The sequence below is a fragment of the Nocardia cyriacigeorgica NBRC 100375 genome (genome assembly GCF_000308555.1).
Lineage (GTDB): Bacteria > Actinomycetota > Actinomycetes > Mycobacteriales > Mycobacteriaceae > Nocardia > Nocardia cyriacigeorgica.
The window spans coordinates 33,472-59,835 of sequence record NZ_BAFY01000117.1 but is presented as its reverse complement, the minus strand read 5'-3'; the positions used below and the strand labels follow the sequence as shown (position 1 = coordinate 59,835).

The window sequence follows — 26,364 nt, the reverse complement described above, 5'->3', positions numbered from 1 at the left end:
AACATCTGGGCCGCGAACGGATCCACCGAGATTCTGCACCAGCTTCTGCTCGCGTTCGGCGGCCCGGGACGTCGCGCCCTCGGCGTCACGCCGTCCTATGCGATGTACCGGATCGCCGCTGAATGCCTCGGCACCGCCTGGCTGTCGGTGGGTGAGCCTGCCGATTCCGCCCCCGACATCGAACAGATGATCACCGCGATCACCGAATACCAGCCGGACATCGTGTTCGTCACCACCCCACACAACCCGACCGGCGCACTCTTGGCACGTTCGGATCTCGAGCGCCTGCTGCACATCGCGCCGGGACTGGTGATCGTGGACGAAGCCTACGGCGAATTCAGCGCCGCACCCAGTGCGATCGGCCTCATCGAGGAGTATCCCGCGAAGCTGGTCGTCACACGTTCATTGAGCAAGGCGCTGGCATTCGCCGGGGCTCGGGTGGGCTACCTCGTCGCCACACCGGCCGTCATCGAGGCGATGCTGCTGGTGCGATTGCCCTACCATCTGTCCATCCTCGGCCAGACCGCCGCGCGGGTGGCGCTGCGGCATGCCGACGAAGCGCTGGCACGGGCGGCGGAGGTGGTCGCCGAACGGCAGCGGGTATCTCGTTCGCTGCACGAGATGGGGTTCCGGGTTCGTGACAGCGAAGCCAATTTCCTGCTCTTCGGCCCGTTCCCGGACCCACCGCGCGCCTGGCAGCGCTATCGCGAACACGGTGTGCTGATCCGTGACGTCGGCATCCCACATACCCTGCGCGTCACCATCGGCTCCCCCGAGGAGAACGACCGTTTTCTCGCGGTCAGCGCAGGGCTGCTGACCGGCGAATCACACTGATTCGGCGAACCTTGTCGCGCCCGGTTCGGTGCGCTGCCGGGCGCGGCACCCGCCGGTCTCACGGCAATGTCAGCACCGCCTTGCCGTGCAGCCGCCGCGACAACAACGCCTGGGCGGCGTCATCGAACCGGGTCCAATCCCCCTGCCACGCGATGTTCGGGTCCAGGGTGCCGTTGGCGACCCGTTCGGCGAGCCAGCTCAGATCCGGACCCAGGTTGGTGCACGCCAGCAGGAAGAACGTGGTGATCGAACGGTCATGTCGGCCCTGGTCGCCGTAGAACGCCCCGAACGGGAACGTCTCGTCCGCGCCCGCGGCGTGGCCGACGGCAACCACGGTGCCACCCTCCGACAACCGGCCGTAGGCCTCGACGAGCTCGGGGCCGCCCACCAGGTCGATCACACCGTCGACCGGGGCTTGCAGCTCGGCGGCGCCGGTGATCACCTCGGCCGCGCCGAGTGCGCGCAGGCTCGCCGCGTGGGTCGCCGGATCACCGGTCGACGCGATGACGTGCGCGCCGCCGAGACGGGCGAGTTGGACCGCGTATCGGCCGACGCCACCGGTCGCCCCGGTGATCAGCACCCGGCGCCCGAGGATGAGCCCAAGGCGATGCAGAGAGCGCAGCGCGCTGGCCCCCGCGACTGGAACGGTGCTGATCGGTGCCGGATCCGCGCCCTGCGGAACGGTTCCGATGAGGCTGGTGTCGACAGTACGGAACTCCGCCCAGCCGCCGGCCCAGCCGAGGGTGACCACCGGAGTGCCGACCGGGGGGCCCGAGCCGTCGGCTGCCGCGCGCTCCACAATTCCGGCCCCGTCCCAGCCCAGCACCGAACCCTCCGGTGCATCGGCGAGCACGTACCTGACCTCGCCGGCGTTGAGCGAGGTTGCGGTCACTCGGACCACCGCTTCATGTGGTGCGGGCTCCGGATCCGCCACCTCGCCGATGCGCAATCCGGACGGCACAGAACGATCGACAACCAATGCGCGCATGTCACAACGCCTTTCGACAGTGGGGAGGCTATGGCACCGAGAGGCCGGCACCACTCGCTCAATATGCCACTGAGTGGCAAATGTTCGCAAGTGGCGTTCGCCGATTGGGCGCGCGGCCGCGTTACCCTGTGAACATGCCTGACGCACCCGACCGACTGCCTCTGCGGGAACGCAAGAAACAACGCACCCGGCAGACACTGGTCGACACCGCCCTGGAGTTGTTCGCCGATCGCGGCTTCGACAGCGTCACGCTCGATGAACTGTGCGACACCGTCGACGTCTCCAAACGCACCTTCTTCCGTAACTTCAGCAGCAAGGAAGATGTCGCCATGGCGCCGCTGCGCGAGCTGTGGGCGGCCTTCATCGCCGACCTGTCGCTGCGCGAACCAGGTACCGGACCGCTACTTCGAACATTGCAGGCCGGCCTGCTGGCGGCACTGGATCAGATGCCCACCGATGGTTGGGCCGACCGAGCCGCGCGCTGTCACCATCTCGCGCAATCCACCCCGTCGATGGCCGCCAACAACCTGCAATTCTGCGACCGGACCATCCGCGACGCCCTCGAGATCCTGCGCGACCGCTTCGCCATCGACTCGCGCACCGATCGTCGCCCGCGCCTCGCCCTGGACATCATCGTCGCCGCCTTCCATTGCGCCCTCGACACCTGGAGCGCCGGCCCCGAGTCACCCGACACCGCCACGCTCACACTCCATGTCCGTGACGCGTTCGCCGCCATCCCCGCGGCGCTCACGATGGCTCCGCCGGCGCACCCGAAGCGCTGAGCCGGCTTCGGGCCGTATCCATGGTCCAACGGAGCGACCAATCCGTTGCACTCATGCGGATCCGGTCTTCTGATCGCTCACATGAGTACGGAACGCTCGATCCCTTTTATGCGGGGTTCTTTCGGGAATCGACCGTCGCCGATTTCGTCGACGAGCCTACGTGCCAATTTCTCCGACGATTGCGGATTCTGCCCGGAATACACATTCCGGTCGACAACCACATGGGGCCGCAAGGGAATCCACCCTTTGGAGTAGTCGACACCGGCTTCCTTCAGCCTGTCTTCGAGCAGCCACGGCGCTTTCCTCGCGAACCGGTTGAGCAGTTCCTCACGATTGGACAATCCGGTCATCCGGTAACCGGCGAAAGGAGAGGTGCCGTCCGGCCCGGAAGCGGCGAGAATGGCCGCCGGGGCATGGCACAGCAGGGCGAGCTTCTTACCGGAGGCCAGCCGGTGCGCGAGCAGCGCGCCGGAGGTCTCGTCGTAGGCGAGATCTTCCATCGGACCGTGCCCACCCGGGTAGAACACCAGGTCGAAATCATCGGCGTCGACCGAGTCGAGCGGAACCGGCGTGGCCAGCACACTCTTGATACCGTCCAGATACCGCTCGACCTCGCGCCGTTTCCAGGGCATCCCACCGGCGATGCCGAGGCTGAGACGATCCAGGGTCGGCGCCTTGCCGCCCGGAGTGGCGACGGTGATGTCCCATCCGGCTTCGGAGAAGATCCGGTGCGGAAGCGCCACTTCCTCGGCCCAGAAGCCCGAGGGATGCACTTCGCCGTCGTTCAGCGTCCAGCGGTCGGCGGCCGATATCACGAATAGCACCTTCGTCATTTCTGCGCCCCGCTTCCCAGTGGTATGGATCTCGGATTCGCCCGGCTCACATTCGTCACGTCCACGATAGGACCGGATCTGGTGCGGGGGCGAGAAAACCGCTCCGGCACCCAATGTTTCTGCCGCTTACATTAACGGCCGAGTCGCCCCGCGTCAATGGCCGGTTGCCAGGAAGATGCGTGGTGGCGAGCCATTTCGCGAAAGCGCTTCGAACACTTCTTCTCGGCTACGCTCCCCTGCCGATTCCCGCCAACCGTGCCAGCGGTGTCGGCAGGCGCGAAGGCGTGCCCTCGACTCGGCGTGCGGATCGCGCTCGGTCCGGCCACTCATGCGTCGGCCTTCTGACGGTACTTGCCGAGTTCCAGCCGGGCGACGACGCCGCGGTGCACGTCGTCGGGGCCGTCGGCGAACCTGATCGCGCGCGCTTGCAGCCAGGCCGCCGCCAACGGCAGGTCTTCGGACAAGGCGGCGCCACCGTGCAATTGCATGGCCATGTCGATGACCTGCTGCGCCATCATGGGGACGGCTACCTTGATCTCGCTGACGGCGCCGTAGACTGCCATGTCGCCGGTGTCGAGCAGCCAGGCCGCGTGCAGCACCAGCAGACGAGCCTGGTTGATGGCGACCCGCGCGTCGGCGAGCTGGTTACCGGGCACCCACCGCTTTCAGCGACCGCAGCGCGAAGGTCAGAGCCGCAGCCCAGGCGCGATGCGGCACGCCTGCCGGTGCGTTGAATCCTTGAAGTCGCTGGTGGGCAACCGTTTGCGGTTCGGTGTATTTCAGGATGCCGTCGGCGCCGTGGCGTCGGCCGAGGCCGGAGTCACCCATGCCGCCCATCGGCGAGTCGATGCTCCCCCATGCCGCGGCGTAGGCGTCGTTCACATTCACCGTGCCCGCGTGCAGGCGCGCCGCGACCGCTCGGCCCTTGGCGCCGTTGCGGGTCCAGACGCTGGCGTTCAGGCCGTAGGGGGTGGCGTTGGCACGGGCGATGGCGTCGTCGAGATCGTCGAAGGAGTAGATAGACACGACCGGACCGAAGGTCTCCTGGTCGTAGAGCGTCATGTCGGGCGTGACGTCGGTCAGGATGGTCGGTTCGTAGAACAGCGGCCCGAGATCCGGCCGGGCCCGGCCCCCGGCCAGAACGGTGGCGCCCTTGGCGACGGCGTCCTCGACGTGCGCGGCGACCGTCTCCAGCTGGGACCTGTTGGTCAGGCAGCCGACATCGACGCTGTAGTCGTAGGCCGCACCGATCCGTAGGTTCTTGGTGCGGGAAACGAATTCGGAGACGAACTCCGCACGGATCGACTCCGCGACATACATGCGCTCGATCGACACACACAGCTGGCCGGTCGAGGGAAAGCAGGCGTTGACGGCGCCGTCGGCGGCGCGGCCGATATCGGCGTCGTCGAGCACCAGCATGGCGTTCTTGCCGCCGAGCTCCAGGGAGGATCCGATGAGCCGCTGCCCCGCCTCGCGCGCGATCGTGCGTCCGCTGGCGGTGGAACCGGTGAACATCAGGTAGTCGGCGTTGTCCATCAACGCGCCGCCGATGGAGCTGCCCCGGCCCACCACCATCTGCCACACCCCGGCGGGCAAACCCGCCTCGTGCATGAGATCCAGCGCCCACAGCGCCGTCAGCGCGGTCTGCGTATCCGGTTTCTGCACCACCGCGTTGCCGGCCATGAGTGCCGGAATGGCATCGCCTGCCGCCATGCTCAACGGACAATTCCACGGCGAGATCACGGCAACGACGCCCTTGGGATGGCGCAACTCGGTGGTGTGGGTCAGCAACGGGATCGCGCCGCGGCGACGTGTGGGCGCAAGGAGTTTCGCGGCAGTGCGCCCGTAGTACCGAGCGGTGATCGCGATATCGCTGACCTCGAGAAACGCGTCGCGACGGGTTTTTCCGCTCTCGGCCTGCATCAGATCGAGCACTTCGTTCTGCCGCGCCAGCACCAGATCATGGAAGCGGAGCATGATCTCCTTGCGCTCGCGCAGCGACCGCTCGGCCCACGCGGCCTGCGCTCCGCGGGCGCGGGCGAACGCGGTCTCCACATCGGCCGGCGTGGAGACCGGGAGGCCGGTCAGCGGGGCGCCGGTGTACGGCGCGGTCGTCGTCACGCGGTCGGCGTCCGGCGCTGCGGTGACGCGGGCGATCAGACATTCGAGTAGCGCGGAGCCGATCGAGGCCGGCAGGCCGAAGCCGGCAGCGGTGGTGGGCCGGGTGGTGTGGTCGGTTGTCATAGCGGCTCCGTGAATGTCTCGGTCGGCGGATTATGGCTACTGGCTGGGTACCGGCATCGAGATCGGGACCGGCATGTGCAGGGCGAGTTGGGCTTCGGCGGTGACGTCGAGGCGGATGGTCTTGATCGGGTCGAGCGCGGTGAGGTCGTCGGCCATGCGCCCCTGCCCGACTTGAAGATCGACGGCGCGCGGAAAGCTCGCGGTTCCCGTCGAAAGCACGTTGGTCTGACTCAGCGTCGAATGCCATACGCCGTCGATGCAGGTGTAGGAGGTGAGACTCGACACGCGCTCGCCCGAGGGAAACCTGGACTGGACGGGGGTTGCCACCGACAGCGCCAGATCCAGACCGCCGGTGTCGTTGGCGACGCGCGCCGTGGTTCGATCCTCGCCGATTTCGACGTCGAGGTCGGTCACCCATTTCGGGAAGCCGTAACCGTCGTGGCCGCGGACCTGGGCGATGTCGGAACTGACCGGCAGCGACAGCACATAGGAATCGAGATGATCGTTGGCGAGACCGGTGACGAGATCGAAGAATCCGAGCCGCCCGTGCCGCGCCGGCCGCACCGCCACACCGACCGCGGCCTCGGTGTAGAAGTCGATATCGCAGACGTCGTACCGGAAGAACATCACCGACACCAGACCGAGGCCGGGCGCGACCTGCAGCGGCGCCAGTTCCCGCGGCAGCCGCTCGCGGATCGCCCCGGTGCGGGCGAGCATCGTGAGCCGCGCGGTCGAGATCCGGTAGTAGAAGTTCGGGGTGAGCGTCTCCCCGATCGGCGAATCCACCCTGGTCTTACGCAGGTTCCGGAAGAAGTCCACGCTGCTCACCCGCGGGTCACGAGCCACCTCGTCGAGATCGGTGTTCATCCGGAACCGGTCGTACAGGCCGCCTTTCGGCACCGCGACGGTGCGGCCACCCAGGTCGACCTCGACTGTTTCCTGGTGAATCGGTGACATCGGCACAGCTCCCTCGCCTCTTATGTACTCAGTGCTTACATCAGGCTAACGGGGTATGTTATCGGTGTCAACATACCCCGGGGTCGGTTACACCGGAATCAGGCCGGCGTCCGCGCAACCGTCGCGCAGCGTCTCGAATCCGAACGCGCCCACCGGCCCGACCACCCCAGCGGTGCGGACGGGGGCCGATGCCAGCCGCTGCGCCGCCCAGGCCATCAGCTCGCCGGTCAAGCTGTACGCACTGGGACCTTCGACGTGCACTTCGGACGACTGCCCGGAGGCGTCCGTCGCGACCGCGACGACATGCGAGCGCGTGCTCGCGCGCTCGGCGGCATCGGGCCCGCCGGCCGGACCGATCATGGGACGAGAGACTATATCGATCAGCTTGCGGCCCACGGCAATTCGCGATAGTTGGGCGGTCATGGCCGACATGACCACCATCGGACGGGCGAGCGCAGGAAACCAGCCGTTGTAGACGGTAACCGCATCGACCGTGGGCAGATCCTCGGGCAGGAACAGCACCTCGGTCCCCGAGACGAGGGTGGCGTTCTTGCGCTTGCCGCGCACATCGAAGGCACGGACCTTCGATCCCGTGCGCGCGTCGACGAGCCGGCCACCGGACCACCGCGGCGAGGGCAGGGGGAGGCCGTCGCGCATGGTGATGCGGGTGCCTTGACTCAGACCCTTACTCAGCGGGCCGGTGGCGAGGTAGCCGACGTCGATCGACCGCACCGGCGCCTCGGCCTGCCGCGCGGCGAGGTGTGCGGCGAGAATGCCGGGCACGTAGTCGTAGCCGAAGGCAGGCACCATCAGCGACCCGGTCTCACGGGCCCGCTCGTGCAGCCGACGGCGCAGCTCACGCACGAATCCGACTTCGCCGGTGGAATCGATGTAGTGGGCGCCGGCCTCGGCAGCCGCACACGCCACCGGATATCCATAGCGCTCGAACGGGCCGACGGTGCTGATGAGCACATCCCCGCTGTCCACGAGGTTCGCGACGCTCTCGGGATCGGTGACGTCGGCGATCCGGTAGTCGAGACCGCCACCGCGCCCGGCCAGAGCCGCCAGGGCGTCGCGATTGCGGCCCGCCAGAACCGGCGCGAGCCCCCGCCGCAGCAGGGCGTCGAGGACGATTCCGCCGGTATAGCCGGTGGCTCCGAGTAGAACGATACGTCCGGACATCGAGGGATTCTCCTTCGGGAAATGGTGCCCGGCGGATGGCGCGCACGCTGGGCAACCAGGGAGATGACCAGTGGTCATATGACTGGTGGTCACTGTAGGATCGGATCGACACCATGTCAATCGCCCACCGGACAGGAGGCCGGCGCTTGCCGACAGGAACATGGCAGCGGCTACCCGAAGGCCGCCGCGCGGCCGTGGTCGCCGCGGCGGAAGCGGAGTTCGCCGCACGCGGGTTCAGCGGCGGCAGCCTGAACACGATCGCGCGTGAAGCCGGGGTTGCCAAAGGCAGCCTGTTCCAGTACTTCACCGACAAGGCTGATATGTACGTCCACCTCGCGCGGCTGTCGAGCCACCGCATCCGCACCGCGATGGAGTCGGCGGCGAGCGAACTCGACTGGGACGCCGACTTTTTCGCTGCCCTGCGGACGCTGACCGCGGCGTGGGTGCGTTACTTCTACGATCATCCCCTCGAGCGCGCAATGACCGCGGCCGCCAATCTCGAACACGATCCCGTCGCACGGACCGCGGTTCGCGAGGTCGTCAACGACGACTACCTCGCAGTGCTACGCCCGTTGATCGAGCGCGCGGTCGACACCGGACAACTATCGCGCGAGACCGATACCGACGCATTGCTGTCGCTCCTGCTGGTGACACTCCCCCACATCGCCCTGGCGCCGCATATCCACGGCCTGGATCCGCTGCTGGGATTGGCGGACGGCGATGCCAACCATGCCGTCGAGAACGCACAGCGGCTCATCACGTCTCTGCTACAGCCGCACCGCACCGATGAGCAAGACCTTCGAACCGTCATATAGCGCACCGCTCAAGTCCGGAAAACCTAGCGCCCAATTGGTGAATTACTTTGCCAGTTTCCTCCGTCTGGCAAACCATTCCGCCACGCGGAAGAACCTATGCATCGACATGACTATTTAGTTGATCAATAAACTGCGTGGTCGTCGAATACATTCGCGCACAGCGATTTTCGCCGACGTGTTGCCAGCGTTAACATTGCCGGGCTAGCGTGATTGCGGCACCGCACACATTCTCGTGATGGGAGCTGATGTCCATGGCAACGAACGAGCACATCCAACCTGTTCTCGAACCCGAGGCCGCCGAATTCTGCAAGGCCACCGATACGCCGCCCTTCCTGTACCAACTGCCGCCGGAAGAAGGCCGCAAGGCCGTGGACGAGGTCCAGTCCGGCGATATCGACAAACCCGAGATCGACGAAGAATGGATCACCGTCGAGGGCGGGCCGACCGGATCGGTACCCGTGCGCATCGTCAAACCCGCAGGTGCCACCGGGCCATTGCCGGTGGTCTTCTACATTCACGGCGCCGGGTGGGTGTTCGGCAATGCCCACACCCACGACCGCCTCGTCCGTGAACTCGCGGTCGGCGCCGAGGCCGCGGCGGTCTTCCCGGAATACACCTTGTCGCCGGAGGCCAAATACCCCACCGCGATCGAACAGAATTATGCGGCCGCGCAGTGGGTTGTCGCGCACGGCGCCGAGAAGGGGCTCGACGCACCGCGTTTCGCGGTCACGGGCGACTCTGTCGGTGGCAATATGTCCGCGGTATTCACATTGATGGCCAAGGACCGTGGCGATATCAGCATCGCCCAGCAGGTGCTGCTGTACCCGGTGACCAATGCCGACTTCGACACCGGTTCCTACCATCAGTTCGCCGAGCACTACTTCCTCGCACGCGAGGGCATGAAGTGGTTCTGGGACCAGTACACCGAAAACGAGGCCCAGCGCGAGGAGATCTACGCCTGCCCGCTACGCGCATCGGTCGAACAACCTTCGGGGCTGCCGCCCGCGCTGGTGATCACCGCCGAGGCCGACGTCCTGCGCGACGAAGGCGAGGCGTACGCGGCGAAACTGCGTCAAGCCGGCGTTCCGGTCACCCAGGTGCGCTTCGGCGGGATCATCCACGACTTCATGATGATCAACTCGATGCGCTCCACCCATGCCGCAACCGCCGCCATCAAGCTGGCACAAGACACACTGCGGTCCGCACTGCACTGACATCGGGGCTGTTGATCGTCAACGCAGTGACGCCGACGGCCGTCATGGCGAACGTGCTGTAGAGGAACAGGGCAAGAGGCCGGTCGATGTGCACGTCCAGGACCGCGCTGACGCCGATCAGCGCGCCCGAGCACGCTGCGGCGGCCACCGCCATGGCGCCCTCGGCGAACTACTCACCGTGGACCCGGAGACGCTCACCGTTCTGCGCCTCTACATCCATCATCCGCCGCCTCGCCCGCGCCGACGAGCTGCTACCGAAACCCATGGCCGACAACATTGTTGCGATCGCCGCCGCCTTGGCGGTGCTCCACTGGCGCGGAGAGCCCCTCGGCCGTCGAGACAGCCAGGCCGGCGGGTGCGATGAGTGTGACATCGGCTCCATCTCGTTGACCACACCGTCACGCCGAGTAATGTAAGCGTTGTTTACATCGTCGACGGAAGGAACGCCATGCATGCGGTGACGCTGAACGGTTACGGAGGGCCGGAGGTCATGACCTGGGGCGAGGTCGACGACCTGCCCGCCCCCGGACCGGGAGAGGTGGCGATCGAGGTGGTCGCCGCCGGGGTCAACCGGGCCGACATCATGCAGCGGTGGGGCGTCTATCCGCCGCCGCCGGGTGCCAGCGAGGTCCTCGGCCTCGAGGTGTCGGGGGTTGTGGCCGACGTCGGGGCCGGCGTCACGCAATGGCGATCCGGTGATGCCGTGTGCGCGCTGCTGGCCGGTGGCGGCTACGCCGAGCGGGTGAATGTGCCTGCCACCCAAGTGCTGCCCGTTCCCGAAGGAGTGGACCTGACGGCCGCTGCTGCCCTGCCCGAAGCGGCCGCCACCGTCTGGTCGACCGTGGTGATGGCCGGTGGCCTGCGGCAGGGACAGACCTTGCTGATCCACGGTGGCGGCAGCGGCATCGGTACGCACGCGATCCAGGTGGGTAAGGCGCTGGGGGCGCGGGTCGCGGTGACCGCCGGCTCGCAGTTCAAGCTCGACCGCTGCCGTGAGCTGGGCGCGGACACGCTGATCAACTACCGGGAACAGGATTTCGTCTCCGTCGTCACCGACGAGTACGGGGGCGCCGACGTGATCCTCGACATCATGGGCGCGGGCTACCTCGCCCGCAATGTCGACGCGCTGGCCGAAGACGGCGACCTGACCATCATCGGATTGCAGGACGGCGCGGTCGCCGAGCTGAACCTCGCGACGCTACTGAGCAAGCGTGGATCGGTGCACGTGACCAACCTGCGCCGCCGCCCGGAACAGGGTCACGGCTCCAAGGCCGACATCATCGCCGAACTGCGGCGGGAACTGTGGCCGCGCATCGCCGAAGGTGCGGTGCGGCCGGTCGTGTCCGCCGAGATCCCGATCGCCGACGTCGCCGATGCGCACCCACTGCTGGATTCAGCGCAGACGGTCGGCAAGGTGCTGCTCACGGTGCGCAAGCCCTGATCAGGGGTGTGGCCGAACAGCCGCGCGCGCGGTTCGCCGTGGCCGTGGGCGCACCGCGGGGCCGAGCACCGAACCGACCGCCGCGCGCACCGTCTCCCCGGGCTCCCCCGGCGCGTCGGCGTCGAACTTGCCGTGCAGGAACAGGAATGCCAGGCCGTGCACCATCGACCACATCGCGGTGGCCAGCGCTTCGGCGTCGGCATCCGGAAACGCCTGGCGCACGATCTCGCGTACGTATTCATGAATCGCGGCGGTGGCGGCGACACGGTCGGGACTGGTGGGATCACACGGCTCGGAGAACATGGCCCGGAACAGGCCCGGACGCGCGAGAGCGAATCGGACGTAGGCGATCGCGATATCGGAAAAGTCCTCGGCCGTTTTCGGCGCCGGGTTCGCAGCGGCGAGCGCGGACGCCAGCTCGCGATAACCCACCGCGGCCACCGCCGACACCAACGCTTCCCGGTCGGCGAAATGCCGGTATGGCGCGGCCGTGGAGACACCGGCCCGCCGGGCAGCCGCACGCAGCGACAACTCGCCGTTCTCCTCGAGGAGTTCCATCGCCGCGCGAACCAGCGCGGCGGGAAGATCGCCGTGATGGTACGGCGTATTCGACGTTGCCATGGCACCACCTAGCAATAGTTAACGGCGCTAATATTATCGCTGCTCACGATAATAGCTGCGCTTGGCGGTACCGATGCCCGGCCTTACACGTGGGAGACGGCCGCGCCACCAGCGGCCGGATTGCGCTACCACGCGTCGAGCATTCTCGCCGAGCTCGTCTCGGTCCCCGCGAATCGGTGCGGGACAATGGCGGGGTGAGTACGCGCGCCAACCTCGAACACGTCATCGACCTGCGGGTATTGTCGCCGGTCGAGTGGCGGAAGCGGGCGCGGGCGCATCGGGAGCGCATCGATGAGCTGGTCGGGCCGTACCTTCGGCGCCGGGCCGACGGGGCCGCTCATCCGGTGATCGATTTCCTGTTCACCTATTACGGACACAAGCCCGCACAGTTGCGGCGCTGGCATCCCGGTTTCGGGGTGGGATTGGCCGGCGCCGCCGAGTACGACGGGGCTCGCGGCTATCACCAGGTGAGCGTCGACGGCGCCGGGGTGATCGTCACGGCCGATCCGGCGTTTCTGGCGAAGCGACGGGACACGGTGACGTTCGTGGCTCGGCTGCTGCGCGCGACGGCGGCGCGGCCCGCCCAGCTGTCATGTTTCGGGTTGCACGAATGGGCCATGGTGTATCGCTCCGATGAGGTGCGCCACGGTGCGGTGCCGTTGCGTCTGGGCCGGACCGAGACCGATGCGGTGGTCGAGTCGATGTCGTTGCGCTGCACGCACTTCGACGCTTTCCGGTTCTTCACCCCCGATGCCGTCGGCCGCAACGCACAGGTGCTCACCCGCGACGATCAGCCGCTCCGGGAACAGCCGGGGTGCCTGCACGCGAATATGGACCTGTACAAGTGGGGTTTCAAATTGGTCCCGCTCATCGGTTCGGACCTGCTGCAGGAGTGCTTCGAACTCGCCTGCGTCGCACGAGAACTCGATATGCGGGCCAGCCCATACGATCTCAGCGAGTACGGCTACGACCCCGTTGCCATCGAGACGCCTGCCGGGCGCGCCGAATACGCACGCGCTCAAGCCGCGCTCGCTGAGCGGGCCGCACCGTTGCGGGCGCAGCTGCTCGCGGCGTGCGACGAATTGCTCGACTTCGCCGACCGACGCAACTCCTGAGCCCGACGACCCAGACAGAACCACGCCGGGCAATTCATAGCGCACCGCTACCGACGCCCGTCGCCGCCCGCTGTCATCGGGCCCGAATCCGGCCACATTGCCAGGCATTTCGCTGGTCACCGACCCGCTGCGACTGTGTCGGCCGACAATTCCGCGAAAACACTCCCGAAGCACCGCCCGCTTATTAAACTCCGGTCAGCAACGTCCGCCCAGGTGTCTGAGACGCAAGTCCCGCCCCCTGTGCGCCGGCGTGCCACGACAACAAGGAAGTTGGGGGATGCGATGAGGCGTCCGTTGATGCTGCGCCGTGCCAGGCCGTTCGCCCTTGCCGCGGCGGCACTGATCGCCACGATGATGTTGCCCGCGGGCGCGTCGGCCGACCTGCAATCCGATATCGCCAATGGCGTGCGCGAATTCCTCGACGTCGGCCGCACGTCGGTGCCGCGCGCGGACTGCGGGCCCGGCTCGATGCCCGAACCCGGCCTCCAGGGCGATGTTCCGGCGGCCGATCGCGACAGCGGGCGCAGCACCCAGGGCTATCGCTGCAATATGTCGATGGTCGGCCAGTTCGCCGGGCGCGGCGCGGGCATCACCTCCACCAGCTTCGAGCATTGCGCGTACATGGGCTCGTTCTTCCCCGGCAATCTGCTCGGTGAGGGCCGCGGCGTGCAGGTGCTCGACGTCTCCGATCCGGCGAACCCGCGCCCGACCGCCACCCTCACCGAACCGGCGATGCTCGCGGGCACGTGGGAGAGCCTGAAGGTCAACAAGGAACGCAAACTGCTGGTCGGCACCGGTGTTCCGGTGGGCATCGGGGTCGGCTATCTGTCGGTCTACGACATCTCCGACTGCGCGCATCCGCGCCTGCTGAACCCGGGGCCCGGCACGAATCTGGCCATGCCGCTGCCGATCACCACCCATGAGGGCGGGTTCTCCCCCGACGGGCGCACCTACTGGGCCTCGGGCATCGCTCCCGGATTCGTCAGCGCCGTCGACCTCACCGATCCGTCGAATCCGCATGTGGTGTGGCAGGGCCTCACCGGCATCGAGGCGCACGGGTTCGGCATCAGCCCCGACGGCAACCGCATGTACATCTCCGCGCTCGGCGGCTTCACCGTGCTCGACATCAGCGCGGTGCAGCGGCGCGACCCGAACCCGCAGGTCCATCACATCGGGCGGGTGTTCTGGACCGACGGCTGGGCGACCCAGCACAGTGTCCCGGTCAGCTACGACGGCAAGCCCTACCTCTACACCGTCGACGAGGGCGGATCCGGCGGCGTCAAGCTGATCGATATCTCCGATGACACCGCACCGAAGGTGGCGGCCAAGCTCAAGCTCGAGATCAATCTGCCCCAGCACGTCGACAGCAATATCGGTTCCTCGATGGGCGGTTCGGCCTTCGCCTACGAATCCCACTACTGCGCCGCCGACCGGCAGGCGAACCCCACCGCCCTGGCCTGCGGCTGGATCTCCTCGGGCATCCGGGTCTTCGACGTACGGGACCCCGGAAACATCCGCGAGATCGCCTACTTCAATCCACCCGCCCGCACCGGACGCAACCTCGAGCTGTGGAACTCACCGCACGCGCTGGCGTCCATCATCGGCGTGCCATTGATGAGCGCGCCGAACGCCGTCCGCGCGGTGCTCGAGGGCCAGTTCAACCCGATGGACGCGCTCACCCCGCGCACCGGGCGACTCGCCTTCGGCGACGTCTCCACCGACTGGTGTTTCTCCCCGCCGGAATGGCGTGGCGACAAGCTGTATGTGGCGTGTTCGGACAACGGCTTCATGGTGCTGGAGCTGAACAACGGCGTGTACACGCCGCCGCCGAATCAGTCCTCCATCGTCGGATCGTGAGCATGCCACGCGGAATGCGGATCGCCGGGTACACGGCGGTCGCGGTGCTGCTCCTCGTCCTCGGGGCGGCGCTGCGTCCACTGTTCATCGATGACGACCGGTCGGCGGATCCGATCCTCGGTGAGGCCGAAATCGGCTTCGTCCAGGACATGACCGCCCACCACCAGCAGGCGCTGATCATGGTGCAACGACTCGATCCCGCGGTCGATCCCGCGATCACGCGGCTGGCCCAGCAGATGGCCGACACCCAGCGCATCGAGATCGGCACCATGCTCGGCTGGCTGCGCCTGGCGAACGCGTCGCCGTTGTCCCCACAGCCGATGGCGTGGATGCACGCAGCCGCCGAACCAGAGCATCGGCATTCGGGAGCGGCGGAGGCACATACCCCGGCCGGCCACAGCATGCCCGGCATGGCGACCATGGCCGAGCTCGATGCCTTGTCCGCCGCCCGGGGCCGCGCCGCCGAGGTCCTGTTCCTGCAGCTCATGCTGCGCCACCACCAGGGCGGGGTGGCGATGGCGCAGGCGGCCGATCAGCTCATCGAGTCCGGCCCGGTCAAGGAAACCGCGCGGTCGATGATCCACTCCCAATCTCAGGAGTCGGGGGTGATGGCCGCTCTGCTCGGCCAGCGCGACGCCCGGCCGCTGCCATGAGCGACGACGATCAGTGGTCGATCGGCTGACGCGGCCATTCCCGGGCGCTGCTCACCAGCGTCGTCGGATCGGTGGTGGCCAAGGTGGTGGCGACGGGGCGGTCCGATTCCAGTGACGCCGCGGCGGCGGCCGTACTGCGGACCTCCAACTCGGCGACGCCGACCAGCACGACCAGGCCCACGACGACCAGCGCGACAGTCGTGATCAGCGGGGTCAGCAGATCCACCGGCGTAAGGCCCTCCGGTGCCGCCTGGTGCTCACCATGGTGTGCACTCATCGCCATCATGCCGGTGTAGTGCATACCGCAGACCGCCAGACCCATGATCACCGCCGCGCCGACCGTGTTGGCCCAGCCGCGCACATGCACCATGAACCAGAACGCGGCGGTGGCGGCGACGACCGCGATAACAATGGACAGGGCCACCAGACCCGCGTCGTACTCCATCGCGGCGCCGCTGTTCATCGCCGCCATGCCCAGGTAGTGCATGGCCGCGACACCGAAACCGGTGATCGCGCCGCCCAGTGGCAGGGCGATCGCCTCTCGATGTCCACGCACCACGATCGCCAGCCCGACCAGCACCACGACGATCGCGATGGCGGCGCTGAACAGCGTCAGCGGGACGTCATAACGGATGTCCACGCCGTCGATGGCGAACCCGAGCATCGCCGTGAAGTGCATGACCCAGATTCCCGCACCACCAAGCGCCACCGCCGCCGCGACCAGCCAACCGGCCGGCGACTTCGCGGCGCGCGCGTGCGCGGCGCAGCGTAGACCGAGGACCGACCCGATGAAGGACATGAGGTAGGCCAGGGCAGGGGTTACCCATCCATTGCTGAAGTGCTCGAGATGCACGTCTACTCCGATGTTGCTAGTCGATTTCCGATCCGCGATCGGGTGCACGAGTGTGCGAACCACCGAAATGAGGATTTCAAGGTGAGAAGTTCACCACGGATGCGCTGGGCGTCGCCAATCGGTGTCTCTACTGCGCCACCGGGTGGCCCGCCCGGTCAGCCGAGTAGATACGCAGGCGTAGCGGCGGGGACGACACCGTAGACGAACTCACGCCGCAGCCGGTGATAGGGCTCGCCCTCGCCGTAGAAGTTGCGGCGCATTTCGGTCAGCTCCTCGGCGCGGTAGTCGGCCAGCGGTTTGCTGAGCTCGTCGGCTTCGCGTCGCTGCTTCTTGGCCACCAACCGCGCCTCCAGCTCCGGTGAATCGGCGAGCGCCGCGGCCTCGCGGCGCACCCATTCGCGGAAGGCCGCCGTGCTGCCCGGCGCCACCCGATCCACCAGACCGATCTCGGCCGCCGCCGTGGCACCCACCGGCAACGTCTCACGGGTGAGCCGGGCGGCCTCGGATTCACCGACGCGGCGCGGCAGCGAGTAGGTCCAGTACTCCGAGCCGTAGAGCCCCATCAGCCGGTAGTGCGGGTTGAGCACCACCGATTCCCGGCACCACACCTCGTCGGCGGCCAATGCCAGCATCACCCCGCCCGCCGCGGCATTGCCCGCCAGCGCCGAGATGACGATCTTGTCCGTGGTGGTCAGGATCGCCTCGACCACGTCGTTCATCGCATTGATGTTGTGCCAGGACTCCAGCGCCGGATCTGCGGCCGCCTCGATGACATTGAGGTGGATGCCGTTGGAGAAGAAGTCGCGGGCGGGCCCGAGCACCAGCACGGCCGTCGGCCGGGCGCAGGCCTGCCGGTACGCGGCCAGCAGGCGCTCGCATTGGCCGGTGCTCATCGCTCCGCCGCCGTAGGCGAATTCCAGATACCCGACCGCGCCGTCCTCGCGGTAGCGCAGCTCGGACCAGGTGTCGCGCGCCGCCGCCTCGGCCGGGGTCACCGGAACCTCGGGGACGTCCGGCAGGTCGGCGCCCAGCGCGTCGACGGCCGGGCGTTTGAACGTCGCCGGACCACCGGGAACCCGGCGTGGCCGCAGCTGCGGCAGCCAGACCGCACCGTCGACGGTGGCGCGGCAGATCGCGCCGTCGCGGGTGGCGATCACCTCGCCGGGAGCGCCGCGCAACTGGTCCTCGTTGTGCCCGCCGTGTACGAAGTACTCACGGCCGAACAGCTCGTCGAGCACCCCCGGCTGAGAATCGGCCGCACGCAGTTTGCGCAGCACCGCGATGGTGGGGTCGGCGGACCAGTCGATGCGGCGGTACTGCTGAGAGTGGTACGGCCGAAGCTCGCCCCGCACGTCCGGGCGGCGGTAATCGAGCGGCTCGGGCTCGAACGTCCCGCCGGCGAAGCGCTCCACCGCCAGCAACACCGCCGCCACGGCCGCATCCGATACCTCATTGCGATACAGCTCGCTCTTGCCGCAGGCGGGCACCTCGAACGGCACGGACGCCCAGATCGGCCCCGCATCCATTTCCTCGACCGCCTGCAACACGGTCACGCCCCACTCCCGGGCGCCGGTGGCGATGGCCCAGTCCAGCGATGATGGCCCGCGATCGCCCTTGGGGCCCGGGTGCACGATCAGCACGGTGTGCTCGGTCCAGATGTCGGCGGGAATCGCGGTGGTGAGCATGGGCGCCACGATCAGCTCCGGCCGGAAGTGGGCCACCCGCGCGCGCAGCAGATCGTCGCCGAGCGCCAATTCGACCCCCACCTTGTGTCCGCGTGCCCGCAATTCGGTGTGAACGCGCTGGGTGAGACTGTTGAAGGCACTGGCAACTAGCAGGACGCGCACGATTTCCCCTCTACCGGCGGATGAGCTGGCTCACCCCTGAAGCGATCTTGATGTCGGTGACCAAGCTAGCGTGCGGGGATGCGGGCCGCAGCGGAGGACCCATGGGCCATAGCGAGAGTCACTGTGCGCCAAGCGGACCGACCCGCCCGCGCCGGTGGCCGTGCCTCACGCACGCATGGCCCCGACCGAAGCGGGACCGGGCCATGCGAGCAAGAAATGCCCCCTGGGCTCGGCTCGGACCCATTTCGGAGCCGGCCGCTCGCACCGTCGGGCACGAGCAGGTGATGGCATTCGTCGACCTCCACCTGACCGACCCCGGTCTCGATGTGGCGGCCATCGGGCGCGGCTGCCGGATATCGCGGCGGCGAGTGCACCGGCTTCTGGCCGACGCGTGGGGCGGGCCGATGACACTGGTGCGGCAATGACGGATCCGGCGCGCCCGCGCACTACTGGTGGACCATCGGGACCAGACGGTGGCTTCCATCGCACATGCGTGCGGGTTCGGCGGTGACGGCAACTTCTTCCGGGCATTCCGCGTCGAGACCGGGCAGAGCCCAGCGGACTTCCGGGAGCGGGCGCCGGCCGACCGATCCGGGCTCGGCTGACGAGACCGCTGCCGGCCGGTGGGTGATCCGGCCGGTCACCGTCAGACACTGATCCAGGGCCAGGACGTCCACGAGCGCTTCGGCCAGGCCGACGTCGTCGGCCGCCGACCCATAGATCGAGATCACCAGCCCGGGCCTGGCCGGCGCGGAAACCGTCACCGATTCGGCCACGACCGGGCACACGGCGTGCAGGGTCAGGACGGTGGCCAAGTCGTCGCCGAGTGCCCGGCCGGTCACTTCGATCCCCGCGGCGACGCCCTCGATCACGTCGATCGGACAGCGCGCCCCTGGCGCCAATCCCGCGAGTTCGATGGCGGACCAGCGATGCAACGCCGCGAGTCCGCCGGCGTTCACCCGTCTGCGCCAGCGGTGACACGCCCGTTCCAGCAGTTGGGACACCCGCGCCGCGCAACGAGTCGGATCACGCACGACGACCAGCATGTGCACGGGACACTCGGCGGCGGTGGCACCGGTGCACAGGTCTGCCGCGGTCATCGCGCGACCCTGCCGGCGATCCGGTGTCCCCGCATCGGGTGGCCCACAGCGTCAACCGACGCCACCTGGACGGGAGTCGAGGCAGCGTCGGCGCGTACATCGCTCGAACGGGTCCGCCGCCATGCCACGGCGAACATCACCGCCGCGCTACCCGATGCCAGCACGGTCGCGAGGATCCCCAGACCGAGCGACCACGCCGGCGCGGTCGCGCCCAGTACAACCCCATGACGATGCATCAACATCGCCGCGGCCACCGGACCTGCCAGGGCCGCGGTCGCGGCCAGCAGTACCAGCGCGCCGGTGACGAGGTCCACGGCCGCCAACGGCCGTCGGCTCCTCGTCCGGACCGCGCTATGGCGTCCACTCAGCGAATCCCGCTCTCCCCTGATCGCGACCACGGCTTCCCCTTCCGTCTTCCCTGCTAGAACGCATTAGAACCGGAGCCTGAATCGTAGGACGAAACGCGGAGCCAGCAGGAGAATGAGATCAAAAGGTAGCCGAGACGTCCTCAGCAATCACGCAGCGACTATTTGTGCCGGGCGGGAGCGACGCTTGATCGCGCGCGGTTTCGAGTCGCGATTCTCGCGGTCGCCGAGGAGCAGCCCTCAGCCCGCGTCGCCGACACGACTGATGCCCTCCGCAGAACTACGGGCCTCGCCCCTGCGGTTCAGGGAACGGCGGTGAACAGCTCGTAGCTGTGTCCGTCGGGGGCGTGCACGTAGACCCCGCGCCCTCCGGCCAAGTGGTTGATCCGCCGGTCCCACCCGTGCTCCGGGCCGGAGCCGTACTCCAGGTCAGGCCACTTCGCGAGCCTTCGTCGAAGCCGTCGCCGCCGCGCTTCGGGCGAACGCGGAAGCGGCGGTCACCGACGTCGCCGAGCAGCTCGGTCTCGACCACTCCGGCGCCAGCCGCATGGTGCGTGACGCCGTCACGGCCGGATACCTCGCCCGCAGCGACTCCACCCGCGACCGCCGCCGGACCGTCGTACGACTCACCGACAGCGGACACGAGCTGTTGGCGGCGTCCCACGACTGGCAACGCCGCTGCTTTGACCAGCTCACCGCGGCGTGGAGCGAACACGACCGCCGCCGATTCGCCGGCTACCTACAACGCCTCGCCGACGAGCCGCTCCGATGAATCGATCGCCGGGCGAGAGCCGCGAATCTGGTGAGCGACAATGCCCCGAACCGAATCCGTTCGAAACCGGCCAACTACGCCATCCGCGCGAACTTCGGCCGATACCGCCGCGCCCAGAGATGAACCCGCAATCCTCACCCGGTCGCCGGGTTCGCTGATGGTGGTGCGCCGGCGGAACCCGCCGCCGACAGTCGCTGCCCCAGTACGCTGCAACGCTCGGCGAGCTCGGGCGGGTCGAGCACCTCGAAATCGTGGCCCAGCAACAGCACACGCACGAGGGCCGCGTCGAGTCCTGTGTCGGCGCCGGTGCGGATTTCACACCGATCGGGCCCGCGCGGGCGTACGACGGCCGCTGACGCGGGGATCTGCGCACGCACGGTGTCGGCCGGGGCGTGCAGGAGGAACCGCGCCCGGTGCGGGTAGACCCGGCTCGCGACACCTTCCTGCACGAACGCGGCGGCATCCGGCGCGGCGCGCGGCTGGAAATGCCAGGTCCGCGCGACGACATCGCTCATGCGATCCACACGGAAGGCTCGCCAGCCGTCACGGTCGAGATCGTAGGCGAACAGGTACCAGCGACGGTCGGAGGCGACCAGGCGGTAGGGCTCGACCCGCCGCCGTCGCACCGCGTTCCCGGCCCCGCCTCCGATCGGGTAGTCGAATCCGGCCTCGACGTCGTCGAGGCAGGCCCTGGCCAGGGTCATGAGAGCCTTGGGGTCGGCCGTCATGCCACCGTGACCGAAGAACTCCACCGAGCCGGACAGCGCCCGCACTCGGTGCCGCAACCGCGTGGGCAGCACCCGGTCGAGCTTGGCCAGGGCGCCCAGCCGCGCATCGCCTGCGCCCGCAGCCCTACCTGCGGCGCCCGACAGCAGCGCGCCCACGGTGGCGATCGCCTCCTCGTCGTCGAACAGCAACGGCGGCAGGTCCCGCCCGGGGCCGAGCCGATATCCGCCGCCGACACCTTGACCGGCGTGCACCGGGTAGCCGAGGGCGCGCAGCCGCTCGACGTCGCGGCGCACCGTCCTTGGTGTCACCCCGAGTCGCCGCGCGAGCTCGGGCCCGGTCCATAACGGGTGCTGCTGCAACAGCCCGAGCAGGGCGAGCACCCGTTCCGTCGTGCTGCGCTGGTCGCCGTCTGCCGTATCCATGTCATCCACCCTGCCGTTGAAAGCGGACCGATCCTGTCCGCCAGCGGTGTCACGGTAGCCGCATGCAAGCAGATCATTTCGACTGGAACCAGACCTTGCGCGCGCAACTGGAGGTGCACTGGAGCCATCAACTCCGGGACCGGCTCGACGGCCTGACCGACGGCGAGTATGCCTGGGCCCCGGTGCCGAACGCCTGGAGCGTGCGACCGCGCGGCACCTCGACGGCGCCGGTCCGGTTGGGCGCCGGGGATTTCACGATGGACTACGCGGTTCCGGTGCCCTCCCCCGCACCGTTCACCACGATCTCCTGGCGCCTCGGCCACGTCATCGCAGGCGTTCTCGCCGCACGCAACGCCGCGCATTTCGGGGCGCCGGCCGCGTCGTACGACACCTGGGAGTTCGCCGGTGACGCGGGCACCGCGCTCGACCAGCTCGACGCCCAGCTCGACTGCTGGCTGACCGGGGTACGCGGCCTGGACGAGGCGGGTCTGCGGGCGCCGATGGGCCCGGCGGAGCCGTTCCCCGACGCACCGATGGCCGACCTCGTCCTGCACGTCAACCGCGAGCTGATCCACCACCTGTCCGAAGTGAGCCTGCTGCGCGACCTCTACCTACACACCCACAACCGGCGCCGCTGAGTACTCACGCAGACCGCCCATCCCGCGCGCACGGCCGCATAGTTTCGGGGAGCGCCTCGACCTGTAGGACAGGCCTTCTCGTCGACCACGGTGACACATCTCGATGTGTGGCCGTCTCGAGCGTGACGGACCGTTATTCGAGCTGATCCCCACTGACGGCAAAAGCCCCGCACCGGAATGTATCGGGTACGGGGCCTCCGCCGAAACAGCTGCTGGGAGCTACTTTTCACGCACTGCAGATTACTTGGCAGCCAGCGCCTTCGCCTCGCGACGACGACGGTGCAGGATGGGCTCGGTGTAGCCGTTGGGCTGCTTGGTGCCCTCCAGGATGAGCTCCTTGGCGGCCTGGAAGGCGATGCTGCCGGCGAAGTCGGGCGCCATCGGCCGGTAGTTCGGGTCGCCGGCGTTCTGGCGGTCGACCACCGGGGCCATCCGCTCCAGGCTGGCCACCACGTCGTCGGCGGAGACGATGCCGTGACGCAGCCAGTTGGCCATCAGCTGGCTGGAGATGCGCAGTGTGGCGCGGTCCTCCATGAGCGCGACGTCCTTGATGTCGGGCACCTTGGAGCAGCCGACGCCCTGGTCGATCCAGCGGACCACGTAACCGAGGATGGACTGGGAGTTGTTGTCCAGCTCCTGCTGCTTCTCCTCGGCCGACCAGTTGATGTCGGCGGCCAGCGGGATCTCCAGGATCTGGTCGACGGTGGCGCGGGGGCCGCCCTTGGCCAGCTCGGCCTGCCGCTTGAACACATCCACCAGGTGGTAGTGGGTGGCGTGCAGGGTGGCGGCGGTGGGCGAGGGCACCCAGGCGGTGTTGGCGCCGGCCTTCGGATGGCCGATCTTCTGCACCAGCATGTCGGCCATCAGGTCCGGCATGGCCCACATGCCCTTGCCGATCTGCGCCTTGCCCGGCAGGCCGGTGGCCAGGCCGGTGTCGACGTTCCAGTCCTCGTAGGAGGCGATCCACTGCTGGGCCTTCATATCGGCCTTGCGGACCATCGGCCCGGCCTCCATGGAGGTGTGGATCTCGTCGCCGGTGCGGTCGAGGAAGCCGGTGTTGATGAAGACCACGCGGTCCTTGGCGGCGGCGATACAGGCCTTGAGGTTGACCGTGGTGCGGCGCTCCTCGTCCATGATGCCGACCTTGAGGGTGTTGCGCGGCACGCCGATGACGTCCTCGATGCGGCCGAACAGCTCATTGGTGAAGGCGACCTCGTCGGGGCCGTGCATCTTCGGCTTCACGATGTAGACCGAGCCGGTGCGGCTGTTCTTCAGCTCGGTGTCGCCGCCCAGCGAGTGCTTGGCGATCAGCGAGGTGATCAGGCCGTCCATGATGCCCTCGGGCACCTCGTTGCCCTCGGCGTCGAGGATGGCGTCGGAGGTCATCAGGTGGCCGACGTTGCGCACGAACAGCAGCGATCGACCGTGCAGCACCAGCTCGGAGCCGTCGAGCGCGGTGTAGACGCGATCGGGGTTCATGGTGCGGGTGAAGGTCTTGCCGCCCTTGCTGACCTCTTCGGCGAGCGTGCCCTTCATCAGGCCCAGCCAGTTGTGGTAGCAGAGCACCTTGTCCTCGGCGTCGACAGCGGCGACCGAGTCCTCGAAGTCCATGATCGTGGTGACCGCGGACTCGAGCACCACGTCCTTGATGCCCGCGCTGTCGGTGCTGCCGATGGGCGATTCGGGGTCGATCTGGATCTCGATGTGCAGGCCGTTGTGCTTGAGCAGGATCGAGGACGGCGATTCCGGGTCGCCGAGGTAGCCGACCAGCTGCGAGGCGTCGGCCAGGCCGATCTCGGTGCCGTCTTCCAGGCCGACCTCGAGCTCACCATCGACGATCTTGTAGGAGGTCGAGCCGATGTGCGAGCCGGTGATCAGGGTGACCGAATCGTCGAGGAAGTTGCGCGCCCACTCGATGACCTTGTCGCCGCGGACCTTGTTGTAGCCCTTGCCCTTCTCGGCGCCGTTGTCCTCGGGGATGGCGTCGGTGCCGTAGAGGGCGTCGTAGAGCGAACCCCAGCGGGCGTTGGCGGCGTTGATCGCGAAGCGCGCGTTCATCACCGGCACCACCAGCTGCGGACCGGCGGTGGTGGCGATCTCGTCGTCGACGTTCTGGGTGGTGATCTGGAAATCGGCCGGCTCGGGACGCAGGTACCCGATCTCGGTCAGGAAGTTCTTGTAGGCGGCCTTGTCGTAGTTCGCGCCGGGGTTCTCGCCGTGCCAGGCGTCGAGCTTGCCCTGGATCTCGTCGCGCTCGGCCAGCAGGGCCCGGTTGCGCGGGGCGAGATCGTTGATCACCTGTTCCGCACCGGCCCAGAACGCGGCGGAATCCACGCCGGTACCCGGAAGCGCCTCGTTCTCTACGAACTCGTGGAGAACGCGTGCCACCTGTAGCCCGCCGACCTGAATCCGCTCTGTCATCTAAGCCTCACTTGTCGAGAAACGAGTAGGAAAAGTCGCAGCCATGTTACCCGTCGGTAGTGCTACGACGATGCGTCGGGGTCAACACCGGCACCGGCCGGTATGTTCCGACGCCACCAGACCCTACCGGGCGTTTTACCGCGCACCGACGGGTAGTCGGAGGTCCCGGCGCCCCTTGCTGGGCTCCGCGGCGGTGGATAGTGTGCTCTACGCACCACCCGCGATCCCCGAGGTTGCGCGGGCGCAGCGCCGACGCCGACGAAAGGCCGACCATGGCTTGGGATTTCGAGACCGATCCGGAGTACCAGGCGAAACTGGACTGGGCCGCCGACTTCGTCCGCACCGAGGTCGAGCCGCTGGACCTGATCTACCCGAACCCGTACGACCGCACCGACACCGAGGCGATGGCGTTGATGCGCCCGCTGAAGGAGAAGGTGAAGGAACAGGGACTGTGGGCCTGCCATCTGGGTCCCGAGCTGGGCGGGCCCGGGTTCGGGCAGATGAAGCTCGCGCTGCTCAACGAGGTGCTCGGCACATCGGTCTGGGCGCCGTCGGTGTTCGGGTGCCAAGCGCCCGATTCCGGCAATGCGGAGATCCTCGCCCACTACGGGACCGAGGAGCAGAAGAAGCAGTACCTCGAACCGCTGCTGGCGGGCGAGATCGGTTCCTGTTACGTGATGACCGAACCCACCGGCGGTTCTGACCCGACGCTGTTCACGACCCGCGCCGTGCGCGACGGCGACCACTGGGTCATCAACGGCGAGAAGTGGTTCAACTCCAACGCCCAGTTCGCCGCGTTCCACATCGTCATGGTGGTGACCAACCCGGATGTCAGCCCGTACCAGGGCATGTCGATGTTCATCGTGCCCGCGGACACACCGGGACTCGAGATCGTCAAGAACTTCCACGTGCACGGGTTCAGTGAGCACGAGGGCCACCTGCGGTTCACCGATGTCCGTGTGCCCACCGATCATCTGCTCGGCGCGGAGGGTCAGGGCTTCATCGTGGCGCAGACCCGGCTCGGCGGCGGACGGGTACATCACGCGATGCGCACCGTCGCGTCGGTACGCAAGGCCTTCGACATGATGTGCGAACGCGCGGTATCGCGCCCGATGCGCAAGGGCCGCCCGCTGGGCAGCTTGCAGATGACCCAGGAACGGATCGCCGACAGCTGGATCGAGATGGAACAGTTCCGGCTGCTGGTGCTGCGCACCGCCTGGCGCATCGACAAGGAGCAGGATTATCTGAAGGTGCGCAAGGACATAGCCGCGATCAAGGTCGCGATGCCGAAGGTGATGCACGATATCGCCCAGCGCGCGCTGCACCTGCACGGCGCGATCGGCGTCAGCCAGGATCTGCCGTTCGTCGACATGATGAACTACGCCGAGGTGATGGGCCTGGCCGACGGGCCGACCGAGGTGCACAAGATCACCCTCGCCAAAGAGGTGTTGAAGAATTACCCGCCCGGCGATCCGGTGTACCCCTCGGGGTATCGGCCGGCGTTGCGCGAGCAGGCCCGCGAGCACGTCGCACGGCGGCTGGAACACATCGTCGGCAATCTCTGAGGGATACCTCTGGCGTCGGTCCGGCCTGCGTCGGGTCGCCCGATAACAGCACCTCGGCCCGGTCGAACAGCGTCCCGAGGACGACGGTGATCCGAAGGTCGGCCGATGACCTCGGG

General features: G+C 67.8%; 23 protein-coding genes and 2 pseudogenes. 13 read left to right on the top strand and 12 right to left on the bottom strand.

The genetic code is table 11. The features are described from left to right. A partial coding sequence (locus RJ05_RS11060; protein ID WP_036536467.1) for an aminotransferase class I/II-fold pyridoxal phosphate-dependent enzyme occupies positions 1-834 on the top strand: 834 nt, incomplete at its 5' end. A 58-nt stretch (positions 835-892) separates the two neighbouring features. Here RJ05_RS11060 and RJ05_RS11055 read toward each other — a convergent pair. Next, positions 893-1,822, bottom strand: a complete 930-nt coding sequence (locus RJ05_RS11055; RefSeq protein ID WP_036536463.1) for a zinc-binding dehydrogenase — start codon at positions 1,820-1,822, stop codon at positions 893-895. 134 nt (positions 1,823-1,956) lie between these two features. Here RJ05_RS11055 and RJ05_RS11050 point away from each other — a divergent pair, with 134 nt between their 5' ends. Continuing rightward, positions 1,957-2,604: a TetR/AcrR family transcriptional regulator gene (locus tag RJ05_RS11050; RefSeq protein ID WP_036536460.1), complete on the top strand. Its 648-nt coding sequence runs from the start codon at positions 1,957-1,959 to the stop codon at positions 2,602-2,604. A 77-nt stretch (positions 2,605-2,681) separates the two neighbouring features. Here the strand turns inward: RJ05_RS11050 and RJ05_RS11045 are convergent, their stop codons facing one another. The 5 genes and pseudogenes from RJ05_RS11045 to RJ05_RS11025 form a co-directional block, all read right to left on the bottom strand. Continuing rightward, on the bottom strand, positions 2,682-3,437 hold the full coding sequence (locus tag RJ05_RS11045; RefSeq protein ID WP_051016425.1) for a type 1 glutamine amidotransferase domain-containing protein: 756 nt from the start codon (positions 3,435-3,437) through the stop codon (positions 2,682-2,684). Between the two features lie 326 nt (positions 3,438-3,763). After that, positions 3,764-4,081: pseudogene (locus RJ05_RS11040) on the bottom strand (acyl-CoA dehydrogenase family protein); the annotation flags it as partial. 1 nt (position 4,082) lies between these two features. Further along, positions 4,083-5,681 carry a succinic semialdehyde dehydrogenase gene (locus RJ05_RS11035; RefSeq protein WP_036536457.1) on the bottom strand — a complete coding sequence of 533 codons (1,599 nt, stop codon included), beginning with the start codon at positions 5,679-5,681 and terminating at the stop codon, positions 4,083-4,085. Between the two features lie 36 nt (positions 5,682-5,717). After that, positions 5,718-6,638, bottom strand: a complete 921-nt coding sequence (locus RJ05_RS11030) for an acetoacetate decarboxylase family protein (protein ID WP_036536456.1) — start codon at positions 6,636-6,638, stop codon at positions 5,718-5,720. An 87-nt stretch (positions 6,639-6,725) separates the two neighbouring features. Beyond that, positions 6,726-7,820 (bottom strand): saccharopine dehydrogenase family protein, encoded by a 1,095-nt coding sequence (locus RJ05_RS11025; protein WP_036536454.1) that lies wholly within the window; start codon positions 7,818-7,820, stop codon positions 6,726-6,728. Between the two features lie 113 nt (positions 7,821-7,933). Here RJ05_RS11025 and RJ05_RS11020 point away from each other — a divergent pair, with 113 nt between their 5' ends. From RJ05_RS11020 to RJ05_RS11005, 3 genes are all read left to right on the top strand, one after another. Continuing rightward, positions 7,934-8,635, top strand: a complete 702-nt coding sequence (locus RJ05_RS11020) for a TetR/AcrR family transcriptional regulator (protein ID WP_217999000.1) — start codon at positions 7,934-7,936, stop codon at positions 8,633-8,635. 251 nt (positions 8,636-8,886) lie between these two features. After that, positions 8,887-9,849, top strand: a complete 963-nt coding sequence (locus tag RJ05_RS11015) for an alpha/beta hydrolase (RefSeq protein WP_081597276.1) — start codon at positions 8,887-8,889, stop codon at positions 9,847-9,849. A 448-nt stretch (positions 9,850-10,297) separates the two neighbouring features. Beyond that, positions 10,298-11,290: an NAD(P)H-quinone oxidoreductase gene (locus tag RJ05_RS11005; RefSeq protein WP_036536445.1), complete on the top strand. Its 993-nt coding sequence runs from the start codon at positions 10,298-10,300 to the stop codon at positions 11,288-11,290. Here the strand turns inward: RJ05_RS11005 and RJ05_RS11000 are convergent, their stop codons facing one another. Beyond that, a complete protein-coding gene (locus RJ05_RS11000; RefSeq protein WP_036536442.1) occupies positions 11,291-11,911 on the bottom strand; it encodes a TetR/AcrR family transcriptional regulator in 621 nt (206 codons plus the stop codon). A gap of 230 nt (positions 11,912-12,141) precedes the next feature. Between RJ05_RS11000 and RJ05_RS10995 the strand changes: the two genes are divergently transcribed. From RJ05_RS10995 to RJ05_RS10985, 3 genes are all read left to right on the top strand, one after another. Continuing rightward, complete coding sequence (locus RJ05_RS10995) at positions 12,142-13,026, top strand: hypothetical protein (protein WP_036536492.1); 885 nt, start codon at positions 12,142-12,144, stop codon at positions 13,024-13,026. A 282-nt stretch (positions 13,027-13,308) separates the two neighbouring features. After that, positions 13,309-14,883 carry an LVIVD repeat-containing protein gene (locus RJ05_RS10990; RefSeq protein WP_051016424.1) on the top strand — a complete coding sequence of 525 codons (1,575 nt, stop codon included), beginning with the start codon at positions 13,309-13,311 and terminating at the stop codon, positions 14,881-14,883. Continuing rightward, complete coding sequence (locus tag RJ05_RS10985; protein ID WP_036536438.1) at positions 14,880-15,536, top strand: DUF305 domain-containing protein; 657 nt, start codon at positions 14,880-14,882, stop codon at positions 15,534-15,536. The genes RJ05_RS10990 and RJ05_RS10985 overlap by 4 nt, the downstream gene beginning before the upstream one ends. A 10-nt stretch (positions 15,537-15,546) precedes the next feature. Here the strand turns inward: RJ05_RS10985 and RJ05_RS10980 are convergent, their stop codons facing one another. Continuing rightward, positions 15,547-16,389, bottom strand: a complete 843-nt coding sequence (locus tag RJ05_RS10980) for an MHYT domain-containing protein (protein ID WP_036536437.1) — start codon at positions 16,387-16,389, stop codon at positions 15,547-15,549. 155 nt (positions 16,390-16,544) lie between these two features. Next, positions 16,545-18,236, bottom strand: a complete 1,692-nt coding sequence (locus RJ05_RS10975; RefSeq protein ID WP_036536436.1) for a hydrogenase maturation protein — start codon at positions 18,234-18,236, stop codon at positions 16,545-16,547. A 284-nt stretch (positions 18,237-18,520) separates the two neighbouring features. Here RJ05_RS10975 and RJ05_RS30840 point away from each other — a divergent pair, with 284 nt between their 5' ends. Further along, positions 18,521-18,661 (top strand): hypothetical protein, encoded by a 141-nt coding sequence (locus tag RJ05_RS30840; protein ID WP_156090818.1) that lies wholly within the window; start codon positions 18,521-18,523, stop codon positions 18,659-18,661. A 27-nt stretch (positions 18,662-18,688) separates the two neighbouring features. Beyond that, complete coding sequence (locus RJ05_RS32885; protein ID WP_162140631.1) at positions 18,689-18,841, top strand: helix-turn-helix domain-containing protein; 153 nt, start codon at positions 18,689-18,691, stop codon at positions 18,839-18,841. Between the two features lie 491 nt (positions 18,842-19,332). On the opposite strand, the gene RJ05_RS10965 is transcribed toward RJ05_RS32885, so the two are convergent. Beyond that, positions 19,333-19,659, bottom strand: a complete 327-nt coding sequence (locus tag RJ05_RS10965; protein ID WP_138445544.1) for a hypothetical protein — start codon at positions 19,657-19,659, stop codon at positions 19,333-19,335. A 520-nt stretch (positions 19,660-20,179) separates the two neighbouring features. On the opposite strand from RJ05_RS10965, the pseudogene RJ05_RS10960 reads away from it, so the two are divergent. Beyond that, positions 20,180-20,473, top strand: a pseudogene (locus RJ05_RS10960) (MarR family transcriptional regulator); the annotation flags it as partial. Positions 20,474-20,607: 134 nt separating this feature from the next. Here RJ05_RS10960 and RJ05_RS10955 read toward each other — a convergent pair. Continuing rightward, positions 20,608-21,624: a helix-turn-helix transcriptional regulator gene (locus tag RJ05_RS10955; RefSeq protein ID WP_036536430.1), complete on the bottom strand. Its 1,017-nt coding sequence runs from the start codon at positions 21,622-21,624 to the stop codon at positions 20,608-20,610. Positions 21,625-21,686: 62 nt separating this feature from the next. On the opposite strand from RJ05_RS10955, the gene RJ05_RS10950 reads away from it, so the two are divergent. Continuing rightward, the gene (locus tag RJ05_RS10950; protein WP_036536428.1) at positions 21,687-22,262 is read left to right on the top strand and encodes a DinB family protein; all 576 of its coding nucleotides are present in this window, start codon (positions 21,687-21,689) and stop codon (positions 22,260-22,262) included. A gap of 240 nt (positions 22,263-22,502) precedes the next feature. On the opposite strand, the gene RJ05_RS10945 is transcribed toward RJ05_RS10950, so the two are convergent. Beyond that, complete coding sequence (locus tag RJ05_RS10945; RefSeq protein WP_036536426.1) at positions 22,503-24,683, bottom strand: malate synthase G; 2,181 nt, start codon at positions 24,681-24,683, stop codon at positions 22,503-22,505. A gap of 272 nt (positions 24,684-24,955) precedes the next feature. Here RJ05_RS10945 and RJ05_RS10940 point away from each other — a divergent pair, with 272 nt between their 5' ends. Further along, positions 24,956-26,248: an acyl-CoA dehydrogenase family protein gene (locus RJ05_RS10940; RefSeq protein WP_036536424.1), complete on the top strand. Its 1,293-nt coding sequence runs from the start codon at positions 24,956-24,958 to the stop codon at positions 26,246-26,248. Positions 26,249-26,364: the final 116 nt, after the last annotated feature.

Coding starts and splice junctions, on each gene's coding strand:
- RJ05_RS11055 (WP_036536463.1), bottom strand. CDS start 1,822: ATGCGCGCATTGGTTGTCGATCGTTCTGTGCCGTCCGGATTGCGCATC.
- RJ05_RS11050 (WP_036536460.1), top strand. CDS start 1,957: ATGCCTGACGCACCCGACCGACTGCCTCTGCGGGAACGCAAGAAACAA.
- RJ05_RS11045 (WP_051016425.1), bottom strand. CDS start 3,437: ATGACGAAGGTGCTATTCGTGATATCGGCCGCCGACCGCTGGACGCTG.
- RJ05_RS11035 (WP_036536457.1), bottom strand. CDS start 5,681: ATGACAACCGACCACACCACCCGGCCCACCACCGCTGCCGGCTTCGGC.
- RJ05_RS11030 (WP_036536456.1), bottom strand. CDS start 6,638: ATGTCACCGATTCACCAGGAAACAGTCGAGGTCGACCTGGGTGGCCGC.
- RJ05_RS11025 (WP_036536454.1), bottom strand. CDS start 7,820: ATGTCCGGACGTATCGTTCTACTCGGAGCCACCGGCTATACCGGCGGA.
- RJ05_RS11020 (WP_217999000.1), top strand. CDS start 7,934: ATGTCAATCGCCCACCGGACAGGAGGCCGGCGCTTGCCGACAGGAACA.
- RJ05_RS11015 (WP_081597276.1), top strand. CDS start 8,887: ATGGCAACGAACGAGCACATCCAACCTGTTCTCGAACCCGAGGCCGCC.
- RJ05_RS11005 (WP_036536445.1), top strand. CDS start 10,298: ATGCATGCGGTGACGCTGAACGGTTACGGAGGGCCGGAGGTCATGACC.
- RJ05_RS11000 (WP_036536442.1), bottom strand. CDS start 11,911: ATGGCAACGTCGAATACGCCGTACCATCACGGCGATCTTCCCGCCGCG.
- RJ05_RS10990 (WP_051016424.1), top strand. CDS start 13,309: ATGAGGCGTCCGTTGATGCTGCGCCGTGCCAGGCCGTTCGCCCTTGCC.
- RJ05_RS30840 (WP_156090818.1), top strand. CDS start 18,521: ATGGCATTCGTCGACCTCCACCTGACCGACCCCGGTCTCGATGTGGCG.
- RJ05_RS10955 (WP_036536430.1), bottom strand. CDS start 21,624: ATGGATACGGCAGACGGCGACCAGCGCAGCACGACGGAACGGGTGCTC.
- RJ05_RS10950 (WP_036536428.1), top strand. CDS start 21,687: ATGCAAGCAGATCATTTCGACTGGAACCAGACCTTGCGCGCGCAACTG.
- RJ05_RS10945 (WP_036536426.1), bottom strand. CDS start 24,683: ATGACAGAGCGGATTCAGGTCGGCGGGCTACAGGTGGCACGCGTTCTC.
- RJ05_RS10940 (WP_036536424.1), top strand. CDS start 24,956: ATGGCTTGGGATTTCGAGACCGATCCGGAGTACCAGGCGAAACTGGAC.